The sequence below is a fragment of the Nocardia sp. NPDC006044 genome (assembly GCF_042871115.1).
Taxonomy (GTDB): domain Bacteria; phylum Actinomycetota; class Actinomycetes; order Mycobacteriales; family Mycobacteriaceae; genus Nocardia.
This window is the reverse complement of the sequence record NZ_JBIAID010000001.1, coordinates 3,651,445-3,676,132: the sequence shown is the minus strand read 5'-3', so window position 1 is coordinate 3,676,132 and position 24,688 is coordinate 3,651,445. Positions and strand designations below refer to the sequence as shown.

Sequence of the window (24,688 nt, the reverse complement as noted above, 5' to 3'; positions counted from 1 at the left end):
CCGGCGCGGTACCTCTCCCACCGTAGCGAACAAACGATGCAATATCGATGCATTCTCAGAAACTTAATAGTTAAGCATTCGAGGTAATCGGCGGGTTAGTCTTACCGTTGTGACAGGACCTGACTGGGCGGTGCGCGGTTCCGCATCCGAGCAGGACGGGCAGCGCGCATCGCTGGAGACCGAGATCGCGGACGACATCCGTGCGCTCACCGCGATCTCCGACCAGCTCGGCCACGTCTTTGCCCGTTCGAACAATCTGCGCCCCAACGACTTCCGTGCCCTGCTGCACATCGCCACCGCCGAATTCGCCGGTCGGCCGCTCACGCCCGGACAGTTGGGCCGCCTGATGGGCATGAGTTCCGCCGCGGTGACCTACCTCGTGGAGCGGATGATCCAGTCCGGCCACCTGCGCCGCGAGATCGATCCGGCGGATCGGCGCCGGGTCATCCTCTACCACGACGAGCAAGGGATGGCCGCCGCCCGCGACTTCTTCCTCCCGGTAGGCGCCAGCACCCGCTCGGCCATGGCCGAACTACCGGACCAGGATCTGCATGCGGCCCACCGCGTGCTCACCGCGGTGATCGCCTCGCTCCGTACCCATTTCGACCAGGTAATCGAGGCGCCGGGACCGTCGAAACAACCGTGACGGCGCCGGCCGCGGACTCCCGCTCCGGTGGCTGTGCGATTGCTCGTGATTGAAACCGCCGAGATGTGGTAGATCGCTAGTACGCGAATGCACAGTGGGACGGGGTGCGTACCTTCGCGTGGCGATAAGGAGGTCTGCACCGACGATGATCCAAGAACCTCGATCATCGAGTTCCGGCGAGGCGCAGCGGTCGGGAGGCGCTGAGCCGGTGTCCGCGCCGTCTGGTCCATCGACTCCGCTGGAGTTGGTCTTCGCGGCCGATGCCGGTGAGCTGTCCGCGGTGCGCGCCGCGTTGCGGGAGTGGCTCGAGCACGCGGAGATCCGGGCGGATCAGGGGATCGACGTCGTACTGGCGGTCAGCGAGGCCTGCACCAACGCGGTCGAGCACGGGCACCACGGCGACGGCGGCGTTATCCGGTTGCGGGTGTGGATATCGGACGACCGCCTGCGGGTCACGGTCGCCGACACCGGTAGTTGGCAGCCACCGACCGCGTCGGCGAACTCGTATCGGGGACGCGGGCTGCCCGTGATGCAGGCGTTGATGGATTCGGTGACTATCGCGCCGGGCTCATCCGGCACGGTCGTGGAGATGGAGACGGCGATCCGCCGCGCCGACGATCAATGATCGCGCGGCGGTCAGGACACGCGGCTCAGCGGCCAGTCCGCCGGCAGGTGCAGCCAGGCGCCGATCATTCGCAGCACCGTCAGCAGCGCTTGGATGTCGTCTTGGCCGGACGCTATCGCGTGGGGATGCCCGTCGATCCGGAACGGGCACAGGTAGAACTCGCCGTCCGCGGCCCGCAGCGGCCTGCCGATGGCGATCGTTCGCGGGCCGTCGGCAGTGGACAACGTGCGGATCGCGATCAATTCCCCGAGCGCGTAGCTCGCGACAGGCGATTGGGTGACCCGGTCGGTCTGCGGGGAAGGAAAGCCCAGGTGAGTGGGGCCGACGACCGTGTACGCGTGACCGTCGTCGTTCGCGCGGGCCAGCACCTCGCCTATATCCGCCAACGCGCAATACAACGCGGCGATCGCGTCCGCGCCTACCGCGGACGATTCACCCCAATCCTGAATCCTGAACGGGCACACCGTTCCCGAGTCCGGGCCGAGCCCCGGCTTGCCCACCTCGATCAACAGCCGCTTGGCCCCATCCGTGACAACCCTGGTGGCGATCACCTCGCCGATCTGACTCTTCACCGTCTCCCGCTCGCGCATTCGCACCTCCGCTGTGCGCGTCGACCCGACCATGCCCGTACGCACGACCGTATGCTCAGGCGGTACCCGTTCCTGGTCGAGTCAACCGAAGGACCGGTGAAATAGGCTGATCCTCGGTCTTGCTTCCACGCGTGCAGTGAGGGGAGGTCCCGATGGGCGACCATCACGACGATCGCGGAGCGGATTCGGTGCCAGGGCCGGACTCTCGCGACTCCGAGTCGAGCGAGCGCGACGACGCGCGCGCACCGTTGAGCAGACGCCTGATCCTGGAAGCCGCCATCACTCTGGTCGATGCGGACGGCCTGCCCAAGCTGACCATGCGCAGGCTCGGGTCGGCATGTGGTGTCGAGGCCATGGCCCTGTATCGATACGTGCACAGCCGCGAGGACCTGCTCGGCGGCATGGTGGATGTGCTGATCGGCGATCTGCACGCCGACCAGCTCGCTGCCCGGCGCAGAGAAGACGGTTGGCAAGATTTCCTGGTGCGACTGGCGCACGGGGTGCGGCAGATCGCGCTGGATCATCCGGAATTGTTCCCGTTGATCGCGACTCGCCCGCCGGAAGCGCCGTGGGTGCGGCCGCCGTTGCGGAGTTTGCGCTGGATGGAGACCTTTCTCGCCACCCTGCTGTCCTACGGATTCGACGACGACGCCGCGGTCGGCGCGTACCGCTCCTATACGACGTTCCTGCTGGGGCAGCTGTTGCTCGAGGTTGCCGCGCGAGGTCCGGCCACGACAACGGCGACGGGGCGTTCGCCTGCCGCTGAGTTGCCGGAGTATCCGCAGCTGTTCCGGTTGCAGCCCAAGCTGTCGCAGGATCAGAGCGCGGTCGAGTTCGAGGAAGCCCTGGAAGCGTTGCTGGACCGGATCGAGCGCGTGCTCACCGTCGACTGACCGAACCGTCGAGCAGTCGAGGTCGAACCCGGAGTGGCGAGGATACAATGTAAACTCGATCTGTGACCGACTTCGACTCAGACCCGTCAGCTGCGCGAACTGCCCGTTCCGCGGGAACGCAGCTCGCGATCGAGCCTGTCGAGCTCGATCGGGTGACCGTCTTACGGGTCAGCGGCGAGATCGACGTGCTGACCGCGCCGCAATTGGACGCGGCCATCGCTCAGGCGTTGTCGGCGGACGACGACCACCGGTGCGGTGTCGTGGTGGACATGTCCGCCGTGACGTTCCTCGCCTCCGCGGGACTGGCGGTACTGGCCGCCGGCGCGCAGCCGAGGGCGGGCGGGCAGCGGCTGGTGCTGGTGGCCAACCGCTCGGCGACCGTCCGGCCGCTGCAAGTGACGGGCCTGACGGATCTGTTGAGCGTCTACAGCACGGCCACCGAGGCGGCCGACGCGCTGCGCGTCACACACGGTGGAGCCGTGGACGATCTTGCCGCGCAGGGGGACAAACCCAACTAGAGGCGGGGATTGCGGCGATCCGGCGCGAATGCGCACGCGCGCTTGGATAATCGGCGTATGCGGCCGAAACTGGCGCTCCGGTGGGCGATCGCCGCGGCGCTGATCGCCGGGTGGGTCTGGTGGCCGAGCGAGCCGCGGGCGGAGCGGGCCACCGGCTGGCAGCTGCAGACGGATCTGCCCATGTTGGTGACCGGCCCGCGAGGACTCGTGGTGGGCCGCAACGGGGACGTATATGTGCCGGAGGCGGACTATGTACAGATACTGCCATCCGGGGGGTTTCACCCCGAGCGTCTTCCGGTTCCAGGGCTGAAGAGTCCCTTCGGGGTCGCGTCGGGTCCGGCCGGCGAGTTGTATATCGGCGAGTACACGACCAGGCGAGTACTGAAGATCTCAGCGGATCGCAAGACGATCACGCCGCTTGTGCTGCCCGACTCGACGGGCACCGAAGGATCGCTCGAAATCGGTGTGGCGGTAGACCATTCGGGCACCCTGTTCGTCACCGACGTCGACCGATCGCGGGTGTTGAAGTTACCTGCGGGAGCTGGTTCGTTCGAGGTGGTGGCGGCCGTCGAGCACTTGCGCCCCGCGATCGCGGTATCCGACGACGGCGATCTCGTTGTCGTCGTGTCGATCCCGGATCCGGGGCCGGGGACGTCACTGCTGACCTTCCGTGGTGGAAAGGCGCCCGCGGTATCGACCCCGCTGCCCGGCCTGCAGTTCGTCGACGCGATCACGATCGATCATCGGGGCAATCGGGTATTCGCGGACAACGCGCTGGAATTCCATTCGGAGAACGGCGAATTGACGTCGACGAGGACCGCCACGCTCTGGCGGCTCGGGGCGCAGGCGGCGACACCGCAACGGCTGCCGTATACCGATCTCGGTGAGATCGAGGGCCTCACGGTCGACGCGGCGGACACCATCTTTTACACCGACAGCGAACCGTCTCGCGTCGTGCGGCTTTCGCCGGCGGGGTGACCCGGCGGTCATCGGCAGGTGTCGCGGTAGGGAAGTTCCTGGATGTATTGCCCCCACCCCTCCGGCGAGAGGCTGGAACCTACTGTCGTGCAACCGATCTCGTCGGGGTCGCGGCGAAGTTCGTGCAGCCGGCGCAGATCCCATTCGACCACGGCGCCTCGTTCGTGACCGGTGACCAGCCGACCCGAATCGGCTGTGAAGGTGGCGGCCTCGATTTCCCTGACCCCGATATCGCGAGGTTCACCTATCTGCGTCGGATGCGCGGGGTCGGTGACGAGCCACATCTGCAACTGATCATTGCCGGAAGTAGCGAGAATCGTTCCGGTCGAGTCGAATCGGGCACGGAAGTCGCTGCCGAGATCGGAGAGCACGGCATTGCCGACCGGCTTCGCGTGCGCCGGGTCGGAGACGTCCCAGAACTGTCCGGCGCCGTGCTCGATGACCACGAGCACTCCGGCGACGGGTGAATACGCGATCTGCGTGCTCTGCGCGAGCGGTATCGCGCCGCGCGGCACCGGATGGTCGGAGTCGGTCAAGTCCCAGATCGTCAGCATTCGGTGTACCCAGCCCACGCCGTGCAGGCGACCGTCGGCGGTGAAGGAGACCTGGACCATCGGTCCGTCGTGGATGCCGCGGCCGAGCCGCTTCGGCTCCTCCCGCTGCTCGATGCTCCAGACCAGCGTGTTCTGATAGCTGCCCGCGGCGAGTCGAGTGCCGTCCGGGGCGAACGCCAGGGTGGACACGACCCCGTCCAGTCCGGTCAGCGGGGCACCGAGGCGCCGCGGGTGCCGGCGATCACCGACGTCCCATAGCGACACGGTGCGGTCCGGACCGCCCGTCGCCAAGGTCTTGCCGTCGGAGGACAGTGCGACGCAGCTGATTCGAATGTCATTGACGTAGTCGAGGTGCTCGGCGTCGAAGGATGCTGTGCGCACCGGGCCGTCGCGCTGTCCGGTTTCCCAGAGATCGACCTTCCCGTTCTTGCCGCCTGCCGCGATGAGGTCGCCGCTCGTCGCGACGCCACACCCACCGGCAACCTGGTCGACCTCGCCGGTGAACGGCCTGCCCACCGGCTGCGGTTGGGTGTGCGCGTCGACCGTCCACAGGGTCGTCTGCCCTTCTGCGCCGCCGATCGCGATGATCCCCTTCGCCGAGAACGCGATCGCGGACGCCGCGGTGGCATCGCCGACCAGCCGCGCCCGCAGGCGAGCGGTCTTCTCGTCAGCGGGGATCTCGTACAGCCCGACCCCGTTGCCGGACCCGGGTGCGATGGCGAGCTCGTCGCCCGTGGGTCCGAACGCCAGCTTCGACCAGCCGCCACCGATATTCGGGCCGGAGTTCGGCTGCCGGCGCGGGAGGGCCGGGTCGGTGACGTCCCAGCGGGTGAGACCACTCGGAAAGATCGATGCCGCCAGTTGACCGCCGTCCGGGGAGAAGACGAGATCCTGCGTGATCCCCGGCCCCGTCGGCAGGTTGCTGATCGGCCGGGGCGCATGCCGGTCCGAGACGTCCCACAGCGTGCTGGCGCTGCGCGTCGCGATCACCAGAAGCCTTCCGTCCGGCGAGAATTCGGCGCTGTCGACGTTTTCCTCCGGCGAGAGCGTGGCCGTCGGCACCGGGTGCCCGGGGTCGCTGAGGTCCCACAACTGGGTCGGCTGCTTGTCGGCGTAACCGATGGCCAGCATCGTCACCGGCGCGAACCGGATCGCTAGCTTCTCCCAGATCTCCAGGGCGGCGCGCGCTTTGACGTGCGGGCGGGCCGGATCGGTGAGGTCCCACTGGATCACGCCGTCCACGCTGGAGGAATTGTGCTTGGCCTCGGCGGCGGGCGACAGTCCCATGCGCACGTAGACGGCGTTCAAGTCTTGGGCGGCGCCGGTGAGCAGAGTCTTGCCGTCGGGGGTGAAGGCGATGTCGGTGATGTCGCTGACGTCGGTGAGCGGCTCGCCCAGCTGGTGTGCGCGGCCGGAGTCCGGCAGCTCCCACAGCGCGACCGTCCCGCCCGAATGTTGTACCGCGATGGTCCGCCCGTCCGGCGCGAATGCCAGCCGGGCGACTCGGTTCGGCGGTCCGTCGAGGGTGCCCGCGTACCGGGTCGTGGACAGCATGTTGATCAGCCACTGCCGCGTCTCGTTGCCGGGATCGATCCGGTCGGCCGCCAGTCCGAGCCGGATCGCCATGCGCGGGTCGAGGTTGCGCAGCTGATCCGCCTGCGCCAGCAATTGCCGCGCCACCGCGGTGTGCTGGCGCGCCACCGCCTGCTGCTGTTGCACGATCGCGATGACCGCGGCCACCAGCGCCACGCAGAGCAGCGCCGAAAGCACGACCGTCGCCCGGCCGCGTCGAAACCGATCCCTTCGGTAGCTTCGTTCGAGGAATTCCCTTGCCCGCGAACTTGTTTCGACCCGCGTAGTACCGAGGCGGCGGAGCCGGGGCGGCCACTGCCGCAGTTCGGGCCGGGGCAGCGGGCGCAGGCGCGCGCCCAGGTCTTTCATCGCCACCGAGAGTCGATCGCGTTCCCACAGCCGCTGCGGCTCGTGGTCGTCGTTCGCCCATTCGGTCGCGGCGATCTCGACGGCACGCCGGGCCCGCAGCGAGTCGCCCTCGCGCGCGATGGCGTCGCGCAACGGCGTCCAGTTTTGCAAGAACGCCTCGTGTGCGGGGGAGACGACGATGTGATCGTCTTCTTCGGCGGTGGCCAGCAGCCGGTGGGTGACGAAGGCGTCGATCGCCCGCTGCTCGGGCTCGGTGAAACGGGCGCGGGGAATCCGGTCGCGGGTCGGCACACCGCGCTCGTCGACGGTGACCGAGCGCAGCAGCAGCGCGACGATCTCGTCGCGCGAAAGCCCGGTCGCCGTGCGTGCCTCGGCCAGCGCGGTCTCCGCCTGCCGGGCCAACGCGCCTCGGACGCCGCCGATTGCGGTGTAGCGCTGCTGCGAGAGCTGGTCGCCGCGGTGCAGCCCGGACGCGAGCTGTTCGAGGGTGAACGCGAGGAGCGGGAGTGCGTCGCCCGTGCCGGTGTCCGCCAGGAGCTTGTCGACCAAACCGTCCTCGATGGTTAGGCCCGCCACCCTGGCCGGTCCCTCGATGACCTCGCGCAGGGCCTCGTTCCGCAGCGGCAGCACCCGGTGGGTTCGCGTCGGGATGCGGGACAGCGCGGGGTCGGCGCCGAGCGGTTCCAGGAATTCCGGCCGCAATGTCGCCAGGACCTGTACCGGCCCGCCGATGGCGGGGAGGAGCACTTCGACGAATTCGGCGCGCTCCCGCGCCGGGGTGCGCCGCAGCATCTCCTCGAACTGGTCGATCACCAGCAGGAGCTTGCGGTCGGCGCCGGCCTGCTCGGCGAACAGGAGTTCGTTGGCCGCATCGCGAAAACCGTTGCCGGTCAAGCGATCGCGCTGGAACGGCGGGTCCCGGTCGAGCCCCGCGCGCGCTCTGGCGGTCGCGAGCGAGCGCGCCAGCGCGCCCACCGGGTCGGTGCCGGGAACGATCGGTTCGAGCGGCGACCACAGCGGTTCCCCGGCGATGCGCGGGATGACACCGGCCCGCACCAGCGAGGATTTCCCGCACCCCGATGGCCCGATCACCAGCTGGATGGCCGGGTCGGAACGGTTGGCCGGTTTACGCAACAACTCGGCGATCTCCGCGGCCTCGCGAGCGCGGCCGAAGAACACCCGATGCCTGCCGATGTCGAAGGCGTCGAGGCCGGGATACGGCGATCGGTCGTCGGACCAGCCGAGGCCGCCGCCCGCGTCGAGCCTGCGCAGCGCGATCGCGAGCCGCTGCCTGGCCACCGCGGGTTCGGTGGCGGCATTGGACTGTTGCAGCGATTTCAGCAGGGGATGCACGACATCGGCCTCGACCCGCACGGTCAGCAGCATGCTGCCGTTGGCCTTCGCGATCCCGACCTCCGCCGCGCACCAGACCGAGGCGAGATAGGCCCGGGTGACGACACAGACGACGGCATCGGCCCACCGCAACCGCCGGTAGAGTTCGCGCTCCCACTCCTCGCCGACGATCAACCCGTCGACCGGGTGCAGATCCAGGAAGACCTCGTGGCCGTCGGCCACCAGCCAGCCGCGAATCTCGTGGGCCCACTCGTGGTCTCTGCGCGCGTGACTGATGAATACCTTGGCCAACACTTCTCCCACGCGGAGGCCGGACTGCCAGCCCAACAGTACCGGCAGGGCACCCCGGTGGGCGGCTGTTTCGCGTGGTCAGGTCATTTGCCGTGGGGCGATACGACTTTCGACCGCCCGCGCGTCTGCGGTGGTCCGGCCCGGCTCGGTGGGCGCTATCAGGCCGGCCCTAGCGGTAGTCGTCATCGGGCAGCGGCGTGATCCAGGCTTGGTCGATGCGGTCGGCGACGTCGGCATTGTCCAGACCGGCGCGCAGCACTTCGGGCGCCGGGCTGAGCACGGTGTCGTCCCAGCCGCTGTCGTCGAGGTAAGCGGGAGTGAGTTGTTCGGCATGGTCGGCGGGCTCGCCGGTCGGGATCGTGGTCATGTCCACCTCCGAGTGTTGCCGGGCGGGGCCCGGTTTGCCGGGACCGGGCCCACGACCGTGATGGAAGGGTGTTGTGAACATTCCTACGTCCGCGCGGTGGCGTCACCTCGGGTGCGGGGTTCGGGGCGCCATCGCACGGTGTGCTTCCCCTGGTGTCGGGATAGCGGCGTCACCTCCATTCCTGCGCCGGACACGGGCGGCGTCAGGCGTCGATGGCCTGCTTGCCGTTGGCGCGTTCGACCTCGATCTTGCGGGGCTTGGCCTTCTCCGCGACCGGAATCACCAGGCGCAGCACACCATCGGTGTAGTCGGCGCGAATGTGGTCGGTATCGAGACCCTCGCCGAGGAACAGTTGGCGGCTGAACACACCGCGCGGGCGTTCCGCCGCGATCATCGACCGATTCGAATCCAACTGCGGGCGCTGGGCTTTCACCGTCACCACATTGCGTTCGATATCCAGATCCAGCGACGCCGGATCGATCCCCGGCAGGTCGAGCTCGACCAGGAACTGCTCCCCGTCCCGCCACGCATCCATCGGCATCACCGCGGGCCGCGCCGCCGTGCCGAACACCTGCTGCGTGAAACGGTCCAGATCACGAAAAGGATCGGTACGCATCAGCATGGTCGCCACCTCCAACACACTCCGTTCTATGTAGTCGAGACCAGATAACCTCTGTCATCCGGCATAGATTTGTTTTAGCACTCTCGGTAGGAGAGTGCAAGCGTGGTCGCGATCGTTCCGAAAGATCTCTGTCGAGTTAGGACCGTCGCTGTCCTATCTGCCCGGCATACTCGGTTCATGAGCGAAACCGAAGCGACTGCGGGACAGCGGGATCAGGCCGAGATCACCGACTTCAACGATCCGAACGCGCCCTGGAACCAGGCCTGGGACCAGGACGCCGGCATTGCCGACTGGAACGACGACGTGATCAAGGAATTCCGGGAGAACTCCGGCAAGGTGGGTGGTGCGTACGCGGGTGGCGACCTCATCCTGCTCACCACCACCGGCGCCAAGAGCGGCAAGCGGCACACCACTCCGCTGGGACCGTTGTTCCGGGACGACATCATGTACGTGAGCTCGTTCGTCGAGGACAAGTACCCGGCCTGGTGGCACAACATCAAGGCGAATCCGCAGGTGACCATCGAGTTCCGGGACCAGACCTACTCCGCGACCGGCACCGTGCTCGAAGGCGCGGACTACGACGAGTTCGCGGCCTGGGCGCTGGCCCACAACCCGCTGCTCGCGGACTTCCAGTCCAAGATCGACCGGCCGATCCCGCTGGTCGTGCTGACCCTCGATGGTGAGCGCTGAGCGCTCGAGGAGATTCGGTGTCGCGCGCTGCCTCCGGGTGTAGTCCGGGGTTGTCCCTGATGCGCCGGCCCGGGTGAGGCGCGGAGGATGGGTCTTACTGCGGGTGTGATCGCGGGAGGCTCGGATGACAGATCTGCACAGCGCCGGTGTGGCAGGACACGGTGCGCGCGTACGCATTTCGTTGTGGCCGTGGGTGGTGTCGCTGTCCGTCGCCGCCGTCGTCGACCTGGTGATCGGTGCGGCCCGGCACTTCGATTTTCACGGTATCAACGGGTTCAGCACGACCAACTACGGATGGGTGGCGTTCGCGGTGGTCGGCGGGGCGGGTTTCGCTTGGCGGATGGCGCGCGCGCCGCTGACTCCGTCGCGGATCGCGCGCCCGCTGATCGCTGCGGTCCTGTCGTACGTGCTGTGTTTTCTCGCGGTCACGGTTACCGCGTTGGTGTTTCTCCCCGGGCAGGGTCTGCGTGAGACGCTCACCACCGACGCCCCCGGCCGCGCGCTGCCGGTCGGTGCGGTCGTACTCGTCGCGGGGGTGCTTGCCGAGGTGTTCCACGCGGTCGTGCGCGCCCGCGAATGAATACCCGCAGGGAAGCCGGCCTTGTCGTCCGCGCCGGGATCGGTGCTCTGAGGATCGACTACCCTGGGCGCTGCACTGGAGATTGTCGGATGTGAGGAAGATTTATGGGAAGCGTTGTCCTCGACGTTGTCGCGTTGCTCGCCAATCGTGCGGCGATGTTCTGGAATTGGATGGCCACCGGGTCCTCCGGGTTCCCGCCGCTGTAATGTCGCGATGAACGGTTAATCGGCGAACGCCCTGGTCTCATGGCCAGGGCGTTCGTGTATTCACGGCGAGGATCTCGATTGCGGCGGGTTAGGGGTTTTCGCCGTGCGCGGGGGTATGTCCCCCGTATGTTGAGCACCGTGAAGACCGCAGGCACTACGCGCCGCACCCCCGGATGGTTCGTACTCTGGATGGGGCTGCTGACCGCCCTGATCGTGCTGTGCTGCCTAATCCTGTTCTGGCAGTTGGCCGCCGAGGGCACGTTCCCGATTCAGGTCATCCTCTGGGTGGCCATCGGCGTGCTCGGCATGGTCGCGTTGCTCTTCGGCCTACTCGGGTTGTTCCGCTACCACTCGTTCTTCTACAGCCTCATCGGACTCGTCGTCATCGTCGTCTTCGGCGCCCTGGTCTGGCAGAACGTCCCCGAAACCACAGGCTGGAAACTGTCCCGCAACATCCTGCAGAACCAAGCCGCCGACTGCGTCAACCCCGGCCACCGCACCCGCCTAGGCCTCTACACCATCACCTACATCACCCGCCGCGACGGCGGCTGCCTGTTCTACACCCAAGGCGGAGAATCGAATTCGTCCCGAGGCTTCGCCTACTTCCCCGACGCCCCCCCGCCCTACATCGGCACCCCCACCTCCGGCATCGGCTACTCCACCTTCCACGGAAACTGGTACCGCTTCACCGAAGAATCCTGACCCCACCGCAACTCGGCCGTCACCTTAGCGGTGACGGCCGACTTGACGTGCGTTGCGTGTTCTTGACTGATGCTGCAGCTTGCGTCAAGAACACAATTCGTGGGTCAAGTACGGGTTGTTCACATTTGGGGAGGTGGGGGTGGTTTTTGGGGTGAGGTGGGGGGTGGGATGGGGGGATGGAGCCACTGATTTTTCGGAGGGATGTTCGGCGGGAAGGGGTTTCGGATGGGGAGTTGCGGGCGGGGCGGCGGCGGGGGGAGTTGGAGCGAGTTCGGCGAGGGGTGTATGTCGAGTGTGCGTACCTTGATCGGCTCGATGCGCGGGCGCGGCATGTTTTGGACGTACGTGCTGCGGTCGGCGGGCTCGGCGGCGATGTGGCGGTGAGTCATCAGTCTGCCGCGACAATGCACGGATTGCCGTTGTGGAATGTGGATTTGAGGCGAAAGCATGTGACTACTTGCCAGCGGGGGCGTTCTCGGAAGACGGCTTCTCTGCACGTGCACAGTTCGCCGTTCGATGAGTCCGAGGTAGCGATTATCGACGGTATGCGAGTGTTGTCGCCCGCCCGCACCGTTGTAGATCTGGCCAGAACTTTGCCGTTCGAGGAGGCCGTCGTTGTCGGCGACGCGGCTATGCGTGAGTATCGGCTCGGCACGACGGACCTGCTGGAATTCCTGGACTACTGGCCACGTAGACCTGGAGCGGCAAAGGCCAGGAGGGCAATCATGTTCATGGATGCGCGTAGCGAAAGCCCCGGCGAATCTCGCAGCCGAGTCCGTATGCACGTGGCGGGCCTCCCCGCACCGAAACTCCAACACGTGGTTACCGACACCCAATCGAACTTCCTCGCCCGCGTCGACTTCGCGCTCCCCGAACTCGGCATCATCGGCGAATTCGACGGCCGCGCCAAATACGGCCGCCTCCTCCGTCCCGGCACCACCCCCGCTCAAGCCGTATACGAGGAAAAACTCCGCGAAGACGCCCTCCGTGCCCAAAACCTCCAAGTCCTCCGCTGGACCTGGCCCGACCTCCACCCCTTCACCCCCACCCGCTGGCGCAACGCCATAACCCGGGCAACCCGCTGACTAGACGCACGCAGCATGCTCTTGACGCACGTTGCAACCTACGTCAAGAGCATGCTGAATACGTCAAGTGTGTTGTGGGGGTTCAGGCGACCAGCATGCCGCCGTCTACGGCGATGATTTCGCCGGTTATCCAGGAGCTGGTGGGTTCGGCTAGGCGGGTTATCCAGGGGGTTACGTCGGAGGGCTGGCCGATTCGGCCGGCGGGGGCCTTGGTGGCGTAGCCGGTGCGCCATTGGGCGATGTCTTCGGGGGGGACTCCGCCGGTGGCGAGGATGGGGGTTTGGACGTTGCCGGGGGCTACGCCGTTGACGCGGATGCCCTTGGGGCCCAGTTCTACTGCGGCGCTGCGGATGAAGCTGTCGATGGCGGCCTTGCTGGCGCCGTAGACGGATTGGTGGGGGTTGGCCAGGCGGGCGGAGATGCTGGAGACCACGACGATATTGCTGCCGGGGGAGCGTAGGTGCGGAAGGAGCTTGGCGGTCAACAGGATCGGGCCGAAGACGTTGACTTCGAATTGGTGGCGGACATCGGCGGGATCCAGGTCGTCGAGGGGAGTGGTGGTGAAGACGCCGGCGTTGTGGACTAGGACGTCGAGTTTGTCGCCGCGCGCCTGCACGGCCGCGGCGATGGCGTCGGTGCCTGCCTCGGTGGCGACGTCGGCGACCAGCGGGACCACCGCGGGGTGCAGCGCGGCGACCTCATCGAGCGGCTCGGGGCGGCGGCCGGTGATGGTCACGCTGGCCGCGCCCTGCTCGGCGAAGGCCAGCGCAGCCGCCCTGCCGATTCCGGTCCCGCCGCCGGTGACGATGATGTGCTGCTCCGCGAACGTCTTCTCGGACAATGCCGTACCTCCCTGTTTCGGCCGGCTCGTGCTTGCCGACCGTCCGTTTTCGGCAACACGGCCCGGCCGCCGGGAATTCCGGGCGGTCGACACTGCCTGGTCGGAGGTTCCGAGTTCTGCCGATACCCCGGTCAGGGGAGCGGTGCGGCACCGCGCTGAGTGAGCAGGATGCCCATGAGCCCGGCCTCCTGTCCCTGGGCGTGGATCATCGAACGCGCGGTCTCCTTGACCGGGCCCGACGGCAGCAGCTGATCCGCCTCCTGTGCCATGGCGATCCCGCCCTGATGATGCCGGAACATCAGTTGCAGGAACAGGATTTCGGCACCACGACCGCGGGCGGCGGCGAGGGCATCGAGTTCCGCCATCGTGGCCATGCCCGGCATCGAGGTGTCCGGTTTCTTCTGATCCGGTTTCGCGACCGAATGCTCATGCGGCACAGCGTCTCCGGTGTGCATCCACGCCATCGGACGGGTGGGCGTCGGTGCCGCGCCGGCCAGCCGCAACCACCCGAGCATGGTGCCGATCTCGAGCCGCTGCGTGTCGTCGAGCTGTTGAGCCAGCAGCAGCACCCCGGGGTCGACGTTGCGGTCGAGCCGCTGCACCATGATCAACGCCTGCTGGTGATGTGCGGTCATGTCCTGCACGAAACCGATCTCGACCGAGTTGAGAACTGGTGTGGCCGTGTGGTTTTCCGGCAGTACGAGTGGGCGCAGCGCCGCACCCAGCACCAGCAGGACGAAGCCGAGGGAGACGAGCGCGCCGCCGCGGAACCAACGAGGCATGGTCAGGACCCGACGATCGATTCTTGGTTCGCCGGCGGCGAATACACGTCGTTGTCGAGTTGCAACACCATGAACCCGTTGTCCGAGCAGGTGACATACAGTTGCGCGCCACGCCATTCCGGCGGCGACAGGCACCAGTCGGTGGAGACGTCACCGAAGGCCAGCCGCCCGGTGCGCGGGGTCAGCGCGTCCAGCGGGTTGAACTGCCCTTCGAGCACCGAGCGGATCGCCGGCGGTGTGCTCATCAGCGGCACTCCGATGATCGACGCGAGCGCGTGCGGCGAGTTCCACAGGCTCAGGTTCTGGCCGGTCCGTGCGGGCGGGTTGTAGTAGGCGATCTCGTGGATGGCGAACGGGTCGCGAATATCGAAAACCCTTATGCCGGAGGATATCCACCCGCACGCGAGCGCCGTCGGATTGTCCCTGCGGTCGGCGGCGCAGTAATGCGACTCGTAGGCGAACGCCGAACCGCCCATGGACGAACCGATATTGCTGTCGATGTTCTGCGGCAGGTTGATCTCCAGCTTGATCTTCGCCGCGACCTTCGGATTGGTGTCGTCGGCGATATCGATGAGTTTCACTCCGCCGGAACCACCTTCGTCGACGGTGTAGAGGTAGGGCTTACCGCCGTAGGTCACCGGGATGCTGTGCTGGGTGGCCCAGCCGTCGGTCCAGAAGACGCGACCGATGTGCAGCACCTGCGGGTTCGGGTCGCGACGCTGCACCGCGCTGATGTCGAGCACAGTGAAACCGCCGAGCGCGGACAGGTACATGCGGTTGCCGTCCGCGCTCACGCCGAACCCGTGCGCCTCGATGCCGGTCAGCCCCTGCCAGACGACGTGCGGGTTGGCCGGATCGGTGAGATCGACGGCGCTGACGAAGCCGGGCGCGATCCCCGAGGCCCAATACGTATTGCCGTCGGGAGAGAAGCCGCCCTCGTGCGTGGTGATCGGCAGCGGCATCAGCATATTCGTGCCGGGGCCGGGATTGAGCAGGCGCGGATGCGCACAGTCGGAGATGTCGTAGACCGACAGGTAGCCGACGCCGGTGCCGACCGGGACGCCGGTGCCGACCAGCAGCTTGCGCGCGGTGTTGACCTTCAGGCTCTCCCAGGTGCCCGCGAGCATCGCGGGTTCGGTGAGTGTGGCGGTCGGGCGCGGGTTGGCCGGGTCCGACACATCCAGGACCTGGACGCCGCGCCCCTCGCTGATCAGGTCGCCCGGAAAGAACGACCCCATGTAGGAGCAGTGCTCGAAGCTGGTCGAGGTGATGCCCGCGCCGCGCCCGGCGAACCCGCCGACGAACGACATGTTGCAGCGGTAACCCTGGGTGCTGCGGCCACTGTCCCGGTCGGCGGCGGTGACGTCGCCCTGCATGCCGTTCTCCGGCATCGAGCCGGGTCCGCACTCCGCGCGCGGGACCGAGGTGCGGCCGACGTCGAGGAATTCCTGCACGGCGTTCTGCAGGTCGGACTGTAGATCGGCCGACGCGCTGGTCGGCAGCATCAGCACGGCGGCCAAGCCGACCGTGACCAGGGCCAGCGGTTTGAAACGGCGCAAGCTCGTCAGTGAGCGCATCGTCGGTCCCCAACCTTCATCATCAGTGGTCTGTCATCCCGCTGCTGACTGGGACAGCTTCGGGAACTGACTGCATGGTAGTAACAGCCGTTAACTTATGTGAAGGGTTTCGCCGAAATCCGGCGAAGTCGGCAGTTCAGTGGCGGTGCGCGTGGAAGATCTTCGGTCGCCGAGCTCAGGCGGTGGGTTCCGCCACGTCGACGGCCAGCAACCCGTCGCAGGCGTCGAGCAGAATCCGGCGTAACTCCGCCGATCGCTCGGCCAGGGCGGACTGCCCGCGGACGTATTCCGCGCGTCCGGAAGGCGTTTCGATCGGCACCGGTTCGTATCCGTACCCGGACAGATCGTAGGGACTGGCCCGCATGTCGAGTTCGCGTGCGGCGCAGGCCAGTTCGAAGCAGTCCAGGAGGAGCGCCGAGGGAATCAGCGGAACCAGCTTGAAACTCCACTTGTAGAGGTCCATGTTGGCGTGCAGGCAGCCGGGCTGTTCCCGGGCGGCCTGACCGGCGCGGGTCAGCTGCTCGGCGTTGCGGCCGACCGCGTCGGGGGTGAAGAAGCGGAACGCGTCGAAATGGGTGCAGCGCAGCGACATCGACTCGACCACCGCGTCGGTTCCGGCCCGGCCCAGACGCAGCGGAACCTGTTGATGCCGAACGTCATCGGTGCGATACACCATCGCCCACTCGTGCAACCCGAAACAGGACAGCTGCGCGGGGCGGGACGCGGTGGCGCGCAACAGGTTCGCCACGAACTCGACGGTGTCGCGCCGGCGCGCGAGGTACGCGGGGTCCGCGGTGCGGACCACGGCCGAGTCCGCGCCGGCCGAGATCCGGTGATACCCGCGCGCGCCGTCGTATTCGCGGGCGCCGGCCATCCCGATCCCGAACCCGGGGTGCCAGCGCCGCAACTGAGCGGGCTTGTGCCCGTAGTACGTGAACAGGAAGTCGATCACCGGATGCGACGAACCCGCTGCCCGCCGTGCGACATAGGGCCCGACCAGCTGATCCACCCGCGTCAGATGCTCGGCCGCCTGTGCACGCCACCGATCTTCGGGTAACACCGTCAGGTCGGACCACCGCTCACTCATGCGATCGTGCCGGACGTGTCCGCTTGCCGGTCGCACCTGTGCGACCGCGCGCCGCGCGCTCGACCGAGGCGGGCGAACGCCGTGCCCCACTCGTTCATTCGATGATCCGGTGCGTCCCGTCGCGGACGGTGCCGACGAACTCTTCCACGAGATCTTCCAGCGCCACGATGCCCGTCGTGTTGCCGCGGGTATCCACGACCCGCCCCAGATGGCTGTTGGTGCGCCGCAGCCGCGCGAGCGCCTCGTACAGCGGCGTGTGCATGCTGACGGTCGGCAACGGGCGAATGTCGGTGCGCGGGATGGGCGTTCCCGGTCCGGCGCTTTCGTCGGCGACCTTGTCGAGCACGTCCTTCACGTGCATGTAGCCGACCAGCGACCCGTCGCTCGCCTGCACCGGATAACGGGAGAAACCCGTTTCGGCGACGGCGGTTTCGATGTCGCCGAGGGTGGTTCCGTTGCCGCGCAACGGAACCGTCCTGGTCGTCGCCAACGGCACCATCACGTCGGCCACCACGCGATCGCTGGTGCCCAGCGCCTGGGTGAGCCTGCGGTGCTCCTCCTCGTCGAGCAGGCCCTCCGAGCGCGACTCGCCGATCATCTCCGCGAGTTCGACCGACGAGACGGTCGCCTGCAACTCGTCCTTCGGCTCGATCCGCATCAACCGCAGGGTGAGGTTCGCGGCGAGGTTGTAGATCGCGATGAGCGGGCGGGCCAGGCGCAACCACATGAGGTGCACCGGAACCAGCAGCAGCGCACTGCGTTCCGGGCCGGCCAGGGCGATGTTCTTCGGGATCATCTCGCCGAACAGAATGTGCAGGATCACCACGATGGCCAGCGCGATCGCGAAAGCCACGGGATGCAACAGCTGTTCGGGCATGCCGAGGAAATCGAACGGGCCCTCCAGCAGATGCGCCACCGCGGGTTCGGCGACCCGGCCGAGCAGGATCGAGCAGATGGTGATGCCGAGCTGCGCGGCGGCCAGCATCATCGACAGGTTCTCGCCCGCGCGAATCACCAGGTCGGCGTTGCGTTTTCCTTGCGCCGCGAGTGCCTCGAGGCGGTCGCGCCGGGCCGAGATCAGCGCGAACTCGGCGGCGACGAAGAAGGCGTTGCCCAGCAGCAGCACCACGGTGAGCAGAACACCGAAGAGGTCACCCATGGCTGTGCTCCTGCTCGGGTTCGGCTTGCAGCTGGCGGAACGCGAGATCGTCCGGGGCGACCGGAATCAGGCGAACCCGGTCGATCCGGCGCCCGTCCATGCGTTCCACCCGCGCGATCCAGCCGCCGGTGGTCGGCTGGTCGTTCGAAGACCATTGCTGCGAGCGCGGATTCGGCAGGACGACCTCGTCGCCGGCCACCGGGATGCGGCCGAGCCGGGTGAGCACGAGCCCGCCGAGCGTCTCGTATTCGCCTTCCGGGGCGTCGTAGCCGGTGGCCCGGGAGACCTCGTCGATGCGCAGCAGGCCGGAGCAGTCCCAGCCGTCGGACACCCGGCGCACGTCGAGTTCTTCCTCGTCGTGCTCGTCGCGGACGTCGCCGAGGATCTCCTCGATGATGTCCTCCATGGTGACGATGCCCGCGGTGCCGCCGTATTCGTCGACGACCAGCGCGACCTGCATGCCGTCGGCGCGGATCCGTTCCAGCACCTCGTCGCCGTCCAGGCTGGCCGGCACGATCGGGACCGGGTGGGCCAGCATCTGGAGCGGGATGGTGCGGCGGACGTTCGCGGGGTGGGTGAACGCCTGCTTGATGTGCACGACGCCTAGCGTGTTGTCCAGGTCGCCGTCGATCACCGGGAAGCGGGAGTAGCCGGTGCGGCGGGCCGCGTCGATGAGGTCGGCGATGGTGTCGAGCTTGTCCAGCGCCTCGATCTTCACCCGCGGGGTCATGAGTTCCTCGGCGCTGCGCTCGCCGAATTGCAGCGAGCGGTCGATCACCAGCGCCGTGCGCTGGTCGAGCGCGCCGCGCAGGGCGGACGTGCGGACCAGCGATCCGAGCTCCTGCGGCGATCGCGCGGACCGCAGTTCCTCGGCCGGTTCCACCCCGAGCCGGCGAACGACCCAGTTGGCGGTGTTGTTGAGGAAGTGGATCAGCCACTTGAAGATGACCGAGAACGCGACCATCGGGGGAGCCGTGGTGCGCGCGGTGGCCAGCGGCTTGGCGATGGCGATGTTCTTCGGCACCAATTCGCCGTAGATCATCGACAGCGAGGTGGCCAGGACCAGCGCGACCGCGAGCGAGATGCCGTGCGCCGCGCCCTCGCTCAGTCCGACGCCGCTGAACAGCGGGTCCAGCAGCCGGGCCAGCACCGGTTCGGCGATGTAACCGGTGATCAACGTGGTGATGGTGATGCCCAGCTGGGCGCCGGACAGCTGGAACGACAGCGTCCGATGAGCCTGCCGGACCATCCTGGCGCGAACGTCACCGTCGCGCGCGTGCGCCTCGACGGTGCTGCGTTCCAGCGCGGTGAGCGAGAATTCGGCGGCGACGAAGAGGGCTGTGCCTGCCGTGAGAGCGATGAATCCCAGCAGGCTGAGCACCGTGAGCAGGACGGACATCGTCAGCACCCGCCGAACGGTATGCGGAACTGGCCGGTGAAAAGTGGGGCTGGGGGAAGGAGGACGCCGGGTTTGTCACCCGGCTCGGTAGAGGAGCCCTCCTGTGCTGCGCCCTCGGACGCGGGTGACAACTGGATCCTTTCGCAAGCCGAAGATGTTGGGCCGGAAGACCGGCAACCACCATGTTACCGGGCTCCGCGCCGGGTGACGCCGGGCGGTGGCCGTGCCGTCGCGGGCGTGTCGGAACCCGATCACGCCGGATATCGGCGATCGAAGTGCTCACGCGCGCGACGGCCGCTCGATCGGCAGACCGAGCGGCCGTGAACTCACAAGTGCGGCAACTGGTTACGGCTCACCAGCCGCTGGGCAGCGGTCGGCCCTCGGCGAAACCGGCCGCCGACTGCACGCCGAGCACGGCCTTGTCGTGCAACTCGGCCAGGCTGCGCGCGCCGGCGTAGGTGCACGCGCTGCGCACGCCGGAGCAGATGTGATCGATGAGGTCCTCGACGCCGGGGCGCTCCGGGTCCAGGCGCATGCGCGAGCTGGAGATGCCCTCCTCGAACAGGGCCTTGCGGGCCCGGTCGAACGCGCTGTCGGTGGCGGTGCGGGCGGCCACGGCGCGCTTGGACGCCATGCCGAAGCTTTCCTTGTAGGCGTTGCCGTCACGGTCGGTGCGCAGGTCACCGGGGGATTCGTAGGTGCCGGCGAACCACGAGCCGATCATCACGTTGGACGCGCCCGCGGCCAGCGCGAGGGCCACGTCGCGCGGGTGCCGCACGCCGCCGTCGGCCCAGATGTGCACGCCGAGTTCCTTGGCTGCGGCGGCGCACTCGGCGACCGCGGAGAACTGCGGGCGGCCGACGCCGGTCATCATGCGGGTGGTGCACATGGCGCCGGGGCCGACGCCGACCTTGATGATGTCGGCGCCCGCGGCGGCCAGGTCGCGGGTGCCCTGCGCGGACACCACGTTGCCCGCCACCAGCGGCACGCCGAGGCCGAGATCGCGGACGGCGCTGAGGGATTCGAGCATCTTGGCCTGGTGGCCGTGCGCGGTGTCCATGACCAGGACGTCGGCGCCGGCGTCGACGAGCGACTTGGCCTTGGCGACCACGTCACCGTTGATGCCGACCGCGGCGGCGACGCGCAGCTGGTTCTTGGCGTCGACGGCGGGCTGGTAGATGCCTGCCCGGACCGAGCCGGTGCGGGTCATCACGCCGGCGAGGGTGCCGTCCTCGGCGGTGAGCACCGCGAGCTTCGCGCGCTTGGTCTCCAGCAGTTCGAAGATGTCGCGCGGGGAAGTGCTGGCCGGGGCCTGCACGAAATCGGTGATCGCGACGTCGCGCAGCCGGGCGAACCGGTCCACATCGGTGCACGAGGCCTCGGTGACCACGCCGATCGGGCGTCCGGTCTCGTCCACCACGACGACGGCGCCGTGGGCGCGCTTGTGCATCAGGGCGACGGCCTCGGATACCGAATGGTCCGGGCCGAGGATGACCGGGGTGTCGGCGGTGAGCGAGCGGCTCTTGACGAACGCGATGGTGTCGGCGGCCGCGCTGATCGGCAGATCCTGCGGGAGCACCACGATGCCGCCGCGCCGGGCGACCGTCTCGGCCATCCGGCGGCCCGCGACCGCGGTCATGTTGGCCACGACGATGGGAATGGTGGTGCCGGACCCGTCGACGGTGGAGAGGTCGACGTCGAACCGCGAGGCGACTTCCGTCCGATTGGGGACGAGGAAGAGGTCGTCGTAGGTCAGGTCATACGGCGGCTGATGGCCAGGGAGAAACTGCACTTAACCGATGATAACCAAGTCCAGGCGGTAGCGCGCAATTCTCCAGCACCCGGCGGAGACGAAGTTCACAGCGGGCGAGGCCCCGACCGCCTCCGCCGCCAGGTCGAAACGCAACCCCACCGCCCTACGTGGCTGCCCCGCGCGACTGCCCCACACGACCATCCCGCGCGTCCGTCCCACACGATGAACCCCGCGCGACCGTCCCGCGCGCCCCCTCCACCAAACCGATCCGCGCGTGCCGTGCACACATCGCGTCATACGAGTCAACAAGGCCCACAACAATGTGCGCGGCAACCAGAAAGCATACGAAGACGCGAACCTGCGCAGCGACGCACGAGCAGACGGCGCGGCCGACCGCGATGGCGAGGTCGCCGCCACCGCGGCGATCCGGCACGTCCCAAGTGCCCCTACCCCTGCCCCTGTGCCGCGTACGAGCCCGCGCGCCATGCAGCAGTTCGTGTGCTGCGCACCAATCCACCTACCGCGGAGCGATTTGTGTGCCGCGGAGCAATTTGCCCGCTGATTGGTGCGCGGCGGGGGATTTGGTGCGCGGCTGCTGTTGGCGCTTGTTGCGCCTTCGGTGTCGCGTAGCGACCGGCTTGGGTGGCGCGCTCGAGTTCGCCTGGCGCGTACGGAATTGCGAAGCTGGATGCGCGCGCCACGGGAATTGAATCGCGGGGGTTCAGGTGGTGGCTTGGGTGCGGGAGAGGCGGATTGTGGTGGCGCACATGATGATTACGGCGACGGCGGTAATTGCCAGGCCGAAGGTGTTGGTGCGGAAGCGTTCGTCGAGGACGGTGACGCCGATGAAGGCGGCGGCGAGGGGTTCGGCGATGGTGACGGCGGGGAGGGAGGCGGAGAGCGGGCCGGCTTGGAATGCGCGCTGTTGCAGGTAGACGCCGGTGAGGCCGGCGGCGACGAGGGCCCAGGTCTGCCAGCTGCCGAGTACGTCGCCGAGGCCGTGTTCGAACAGCGAGGTGACGTACGAGGTGAGGGCGGCGGCCAAGCCGTAGAGGGAACCGCTTGCGGCGCCGAGGAGTAGGGCACGCCTGCCGGGGTCGGCGCTGCTGCCGCCGATGATCGTGGCCGCGGCGATGAGGGCGACCAGGATGATCAGGGGCAGCAGCCAATCGTCCAGGGGCGCATCGGTATTGCCTTCGGAGGGGTTGCCGACGACCAGGAAGCAGACGAGCGCGGCGACGAGTGTCAGTGCGGTGGCCCAGGTGCGGGCGCCGATGCGGCGGCCGTTGAGTCTGGCCGCGAGTGGCAGCGCGAAGACCAACGCACTCACCAGGATCGGCTGGACGAGCAGGACGGCACCCAAGGCCAGCGCGGCCACCTGCATCGCGTAACCGCCGATGTCACCGACGATTCCGGCCCACCAGCGCGGGTTGCGCAGCAACCCGCGAACGAGCGAGTCACCCTCGGGGACGGCCGCCGCAGCGCGCTGCTGCGCGACCGCCGCGACCGCGAAGAACAGCGCCGCCAGCAGTGCGCAGGCGATCGCGCCTACCGGGTGGTTGGCCACGACCGTCAGTTTGCCCCACGATTGCGGGTCCCCGGCGCCTGCGCCGGGCGCACGGCGCGTCGCCGTGCATTCCCGGGCGTGTCGCCGCTGGTCGACCCGCCCGAGCGGCCACCGGAACCGGTTGAGCGGCCGGTGAACCCCGCGCCGGCATTGCGCCCAGTACTCGCTGCACCACGTCCCGAACCGCGCCCACCTGCGGACCGACCCGGCGAACCAGCATCGCGGGTGCTGTCGGACCCCGAACCGCTCGTCGCCCCACCTTCCCCGCGGCCACCCGTGCCGCCCCGCGTGAAACCTGCCGCGCGGCCAGCGGATTCACCCGTTCTGCGACCGCTCTTGGTGCCGCGGCCCGACGAACCCGTGTCCCGCGAGGATCCCTTGATGGACCCATCTTTCCGGCGTTCACTCGCGGAGGCCTCGGCCCGCACGGGCGCACCGCCGCCGCGAGTCTCCGTCGACCGCCGCCCCGACCCGCCACGTCGGCGGCCGGTCCCTGCCTTCGAAGTCCCTTCCGCCACGGGCTGTTTCGGCGGTGCGGGCGCGGCCACCGGCACCCCGGACGGCTTCCGCGCGCCGGTGATCTCGATCAGCCGGCGATCCCCGGGCCGGACCTCGACGCCGACGATCTCGACGCCCGCCTTGCGGGTCATCGCCTCGACCTCGCGCCGCTCCTCGTCCATCACCAGCGTGACGACCACGCCGTCCTCACCGGCCCGTGCGGTCCGCCCGGCCCGGTGCAGATACGCCTTGGGCTCGGCGGGCGGATCGACGTGCACCACAAGGGAAATGTTGTCCACGTGGATGCCGCGCGCCGCGACGTCGGTGGTCACCAGCACCGGAATCGAGCCATCCGCGAACGCCGCCAGCGTGCGGGTTCGATTGTTCTGCGCCTTGCCGCCGTGCAGCGCGCCGGTCGCGATGCCGGCCGCGCGCAACTGCTTCGCCAGCCGGTCGGCTCCGTGCTTGGTGCGGACGAACATGATGGTCAGCCCGTCCCGCGCGGCGATCTCGGCGGCCACTGCCCGCTTGGCCAGCTTGTCGCGGACGAAGAGCAGGTGGTGGGTCATTGTGGTGACCGACGCGGACGCGGGCGCGGTGGAATGGGTCACGGGCGCGTGCAGGTAGCGCTTGACCAGCTTGTCCACCTCGGCGTCCAGGGTGGCCGAGAACAGCAGGCGCTGACCGTCTTTCGGCGTCTGGTCGAGCAGCTTGGTGACCTGCGGCAGGAACCCCATGTCGGCCATGTGGTCGGCCTCGTCCAGCGCGGTGATCTGCACGTCGCCGAGCGCCGCGGAACCCTGGGCGACCAGGTCGGCGAGCCGTCCCGGAGTGGCGATCAGCAGGTCGACGCCGCGCGCGAGCCGCTCGGCCTGCCGCCGGATCGGCGCGCCGCCGACCACGGACGCGACCCGCAGGCCGACGGCGAGCGCGGGCGCGTCCAGTGCGCGTTCGATCTGCGCGGCCAGCTCGCGAGTCGGCACCAGCACCAGACCGCGCGGCCGGCCCGGCTTGGTCGACCCGCTGGCCAACCGGGTCAGCATGGGCAGCCCGAAGGCCAGCGTCTTGCCGGAACCCGTCGGCCCGCGGCCGAGCACATCCTTGCCCGCGAGCACATCCGGAATGGTCGCGGCCTGGATGGGAAACGGCGCCTCGATGCCGTCGTTGCGCAGTGCCTGCACGAGCACGGCGGGCAGACCCAGGTCCATGAAGGTCACGGGCGCAGCGGCGACAGGCGTCGAGGGGGTCACGGGTGGTGTGTGCCTTTCGTAAGACGACACGCTCGGGCTGGTGAGCGCGCTGTTCGGTGGTTCGGCGACCGGCTCGGTGCACCGCACGCCGCGCGGAGATCAGGGCGCGGCGCGCAAAAACAAGGAGGCCCGCC

General features: G+C 68.2%; 21 protein-coding genes and 2 pseudogenes. 10 read left to right on the top strand and 13 right to left on the bottom strand.

Annotated features, from left to right (window positions below; translation table 11 throughout):
• The first annotated feature begins 109 nt into the window (after positions 1-109).
• Both ACFYO1_RS16795 and ACFYO1_RS16790 read left to right on the top strand, forming a co-directional pair.
• The gene (locus tag ACFYO1_RS16795) at positions 110-646 is read left to right on the top strand and encodes a MarR family winged helix-turn-helix transcriptional regulator (RefSeq protein ID WP_387231367.1); all 537 of its coding nucleotides are present in this window, start codon (positions 110-112) and stop codon (positions 644-646) included.
• A 208-nt stretch (positions 647-854) separates the two neighbouring features.
• Entirely contained in the window at positions 855-1,271 is a 417-nt protein-coding gene (locus ACFYO1_RS16790) for an ATP-binding protein (protein WP_387231365.1), read from the top strand.
• Between the two features lie 11 nt (positions 1,272-1,282).
• Here ACFYO1_RS16790 and ACFYO1_RS16785 read toward each other — a convergent pair whose 3' ends face one another.
• The gene (locus ACFYO1_RS16785; RefSeq protein ID WP_387231363.1) at positions 1,283-1,861 is read right to left on the bottom strand and encodes a DUF6968 family protein; all 579 of its coding nucleotides are present in this window, start codon (positions 1,859-1,861) and stop codon (positions 1,283-1,285) included.
• 152 nt (positions 1,862-2,013) lie between these two features.
• Here ACFYO1_RS16785 and ACFYO1_RS16780 point away from each other — a divergent pair, with 152 nt between their 5' ends.
• From ACFYO1_RS16780 to ACFYO1_RS16770, 3 genes are all read left to right on the top strand, one after another.
• The gene (locus ACFYO1_RS16780; RefSeq protein WP_387231361.1) at positions 2,014-2,754 is read left to right on the top strand and encodes a TetR/AcrR family transcriptional regulator; all 741 of its coding nucleotides are present in this window, start codon (positions 2,014-2,016) and stop codon (positions 2,752-2,754) included.
• A gap of 62 nt (positions 2,755-2,816) precedes the next feature.
• Entirely contained in the window at positions 2,817-3,272 is a 456-nt protein-coding gene (locus tag ACFYO1_RS16775; RefSeq protein WP_387231359.1) for an anti-sigma factor antagonist, read from the top strand.
• Between the two features lie 57 nt (positions 3,273-3,329).
• The gene (locus ACFYO1_RS16770; protein ID WP_387231357.1) at positions 3,330-4,250 is read left to right on the top strand and encodes a hypothetical protein; all 921 of its coding nucleotides are present in this window, start codon (positions 3,330-3,332) and stop codon (positions 4,248-4,250) included.
• 8 nt (positions 4,251-4,258) lie between these two features.
• Here ACFYO1_RS16770 and ACFYO1_RS16765 read toward each other — a convergent pair whose 3' ends face one another.
• The 3 genes from ACFYO1_RS16765 to ACFYO1_RS16755 form a co-directional block, all read right to left on the bottom strand.
• Positions 4,259-8,389 carry a TIR domain-containing protein gene (locus ACFYO1_RS16765; RefSeq protein WP_387231355.1) on the bottom strand — a complete coding sequence of 1,377 codons (4,131 nt, stop codon included), beginning with the start codon at positions 8,387-8,389 and terminating at the stop codon, positions 4,259-4,261.
• 169 nt (positions 8,390-8,558) lie between these two features.
• Positions 8,559-8,756 (bottom strand): hypothetical protein, encoded by a 198-nt coding sequence (locus ACFYO1_RS16760; protein ID WP_387231353.1) that lies wholly within the window; start codon positions 8,754-8,756, stop codon positions 8,559-8,561.
• 202 nt (positions 8,757-8,958) lie between these two features.
• Entirely contained in the window at positions 8,959-9,378 is a 420-nt protein-coding gene (locus ACFYO1_RS16755; RefSeq protein WP_387231351.1) for an Hsp20/alpha crystallin family protein, read from the bottom strand.
• A 177-nt stretch (positions 9,379-9,555) separates the two neighbouring features.
• On the opposite strand from ACFYO1_RS16755, the gene ACFYO1_RS16750 reads away from it, so the two are divergent.
• From ACFYO1_RS16750 to ACFYO1_RS16730, 5 genes and pseudogenes are all read left to right on the top strand, one after another.
• The gene (locus ACFYO1_RS16750) at positions 9,556-10,068 is read left to right on the top strand and encodes a nitroreductase/quinone reductase family protein (RefSeq protein WP_387231349.1); all 513 of its coding nucleotides are present in this window, start codon (positions 9,556-9,558) and stop codon (positions 10,066-10,068) included.
• Positions 10,069-10,192: 124 nt separating this feature from the next.
• Complete coding sequence (locus ACFYO1_RS16745; protein WP_387231347.1) at positions 10,193-10,648, top strand: hypothetical protein; 456 nt, start codon at positions 10,193-10,195, stop codon at positions 10,646-10,648.
• Positions 10,649-10,992: 344 nt separating this feature from the next.
• Positions 10,993-11,556 carry a hypothetical protein gene (locus ACFYO1_RS16740; protein ID WP_387231345.1) on the top strand — a complete coding sequence of 188 codons (564 nt, stop codon included), beginning with the start codon at positions 10,993-10,995 and terminating at the stop codon, positions 11,554-11,556.
• A 176-nt stretch (positions 11,557-11,732) separates the two neighbouring features.
• Positions 11,733-11,834 (top strand): annotated as a pseudogene (locus tag ACFYO1_RS16735) (hypothetical protein); the annotation flags it as partial.
• 267 nt (positions 11,835-12,101) lie between these two features.
• Complete coding sequence (locus tag ACFYO1_RS16730; RefSeq protein ID WP_387231936.1) at positions 12,102-12,641, top strand: hypothetical protein; 540 nt, start codon at positions 12,102-12,104, stop codon at positions 12,639-12,641.
• An 82-nt stretch (positions 12,642-12,723) separates the two neighbouring features.
• On the opposite strand, the gene ACFYO1_RS16725 is transcribed toward ACFYO1_RS16730, so the two are convergent.
• The 9 genes and pseudogenes from ACFYO1_RS16725 to ACFYO1_RS16685 form a co-directional block, all read right to left on the bottom strand.
• Positions 12,724-13,482: an SDR family NAD(P)-dependent oxidoreductase gene (locus ACFYO1_RS16725; RefSeq protein WP_387231343.1), complete on the bottom strand. Its 759-nt coding sequence runs from the start codon at positions 13,480-13,482 to the stop codon at positions 12,724-12,726.
• 131 nt (positions 13,483-13,613) lie between these two features.
• Complete coding sequence (locus ACFYO1_RS16720) at positions 13,614-14,270, bottom strand: DUF305 domain-containing protein (RefSeq protein WP_387231904.1); 657 nt, start codon at positions 14,268-14,270, stop codon at positions 13,614-13,616.
• Positions 14,267-15,841, bottom strand: coding sequence for an LVIVD repeat-containing protein (locus ACFYO1_RS16715; RefSeq protein WP_387231341.1), 1,575 nt, complete (start codon positions 15,839-15,841; stop codon positions 14,267-14,269). Before ACFYO1_RS16715 ends, ACFYO1_RS16720 begins: the two co-directional genes overlap by 4 nt.
• Before the next feature lie 175 nt (positions 15,842-16,016).
• Complete coding sequence (locus ACFYO1_RS16710; RefSeq protein WP_387231340.1) at positions 16,017-16,928, bottom strand: 3-methyladenine DNA glycosylase; 912 nt, start codon at positions 16,926-16,928, stop codon at positions 16,017-16,019.
• Positions 16,929-17,022: 94 nt separating this feature from the next.
• Positions 17,023-18,087 carry a hemolysin family protein gene (locus ACFYO1_RS16705; protein ID WP_387231338.1) on the bottom strand — a complete coding sequence of 355 codons (1,065 nt, stop codon included), beginning with the start codon at positions 18,085-18,087 and terminating at the stop codon, positions 17,023-17,025.
• Positions 18,080-19,486: a hemolysin family protein gene (locus tag ACFYO1_RS16700; protein WP_387231902.1), complete on the bottom strand. Its 1,407-nt coding sequence runs from the start codon at positions 19,484-19,486 to the stop codon at positions 18,080-18,082. The genes ACFYO1_RS16705 and ACFYO1_RS16700 overlap by 8 nt, the downstream gene beginning before the upstream one ends.
• 352 nt (positions 19,487-19,838) lie before the next feature.
• Positions 19,839-21,278 (bottom strand): GuaB1 family IMP dehydrogenase-related protein, encoded by a 1,440-nt coding sequence (locus ACFYO1_RS16695; protein WP_387231337.1) that lies wholly within the window; start codon positions 21,276-21,278, stop codon positions 19,839-19,841.
• 682 nt (positions 21,279-21,960) lie between these two features.
• Entirely contained in the window at positions 21,961-22,806 is an 846-nt protein-coding gene (locus ACFYO1_RS16690) for a DMT family transporter (RefSeq protein WP_387231335.1), read from the bottom strand.
• A gap of 308 nt (positions 22,807-23,114) precedes the next feature.
• A pseudogene (locus ACFYO1_RS16685) lies at positions 23,115-24,512 on the bottom strand (DEAD/DEAH box helicase); the annotation flags it as partial.
• Positions 24,513-24,688: the final 176 nt, after the last annotated feature.

What these genes read in the sequence shown, in the direction of transcription:
- ACFYO1_RS16785 (WP_387231363.1), bottom strand. Translation starts at nt 1,861, where the DNA reads ATGCGCGAGCGGGAGACGGTGAAGAGTCAGATCGGCGAGGTGATCGCC.
- ACFYO1_RS16770 (WP_387231357.1), top strand. Translation starts at nt 3,330, where the DNA reads ATGCGGCCGAAACTGGCGCTCCGGTGGGCGATCGCCGCGGCGCTGATC.
- ACFYO1_RS16755 (WP_387231351.1), bottom strand. Translation starts at nt 9,378, where the DNA reads ATGCTGATGCGTACCGATCCTTTTCGTGATCTGGACCGTTTCACGCAG.
- ACFYO1_RS16710 (WP_387231340.1), bottom strand. Translation starts at nt 16,928, where the DNA reads ATGAGTGAGCGGTGGTCCGACCTGACGGTGTTACCCGAAGATCGGTGG.
- ACFYO1_RS16750 (WP_387231349.1), top strand. Translation starts at nt 9,556, where the DNA reads ATGAGCGAAACCGAAGCGACTGCGGGACAGCGGGATCAGGCCGAGATC.
- ACFYO1_RS16730 (WP_387231936.1), top strand. Translation starts at nt 12,102, where the DNA reads ATGCGAGTGTTGTCGCCCGCCCGCACCGTTGTAGATCTGGCCAGAACT.
- ACFYO1_RS16715 (WP_387231341.1), bottom strand. Translation starts at nt 15,841, where the DNA reads ATGCGCTCACTGACGAGCTTGCGCCGTTTCAAACCGCTGGCCCTGGTC.
- ACFYO1_RS16745 (WP_387231347.1), top strand. Translation starts at nt 10,193, where the DNA reads ATGACAGATCTGCACAGCGCCGGTGTGGCAGGACACGGTGCGCGCGTA.
- ACFYO1_RS16780 (WP_387231361.1), top strand. Translation starts at nt 2,014, where the DNA reads ATGGGCGACCATCACGACGATCGCGGAGCGGATTCGGTGCCAGGGCCG.
- ACFYO1_RS16760 (WP_387231353.1), bottom strand. Translation starts at nt 8,756, where the DNA reads ATGACCACGATCCCGACCGGCGAGCCCGCCGACCATGCCGAACAACTC.
- ACFYO1_RS16700 (WP_387231902.1), bottom strand. Translation starts at nt 19,486, where the DNA reads ATGTCCGTCCTGCTCACGGTGCTCAGCCTGCTGGGATTCATCGCTCTC.
- ACFYO1_RS16705 (WP_387231338.1), bottom strand. Translation starts at nt 18,087, where the DNA reads ATGGGTGACCTCTTCGGTGTTCTGCTCACCGTGGTGCTGCTGCTGGGC.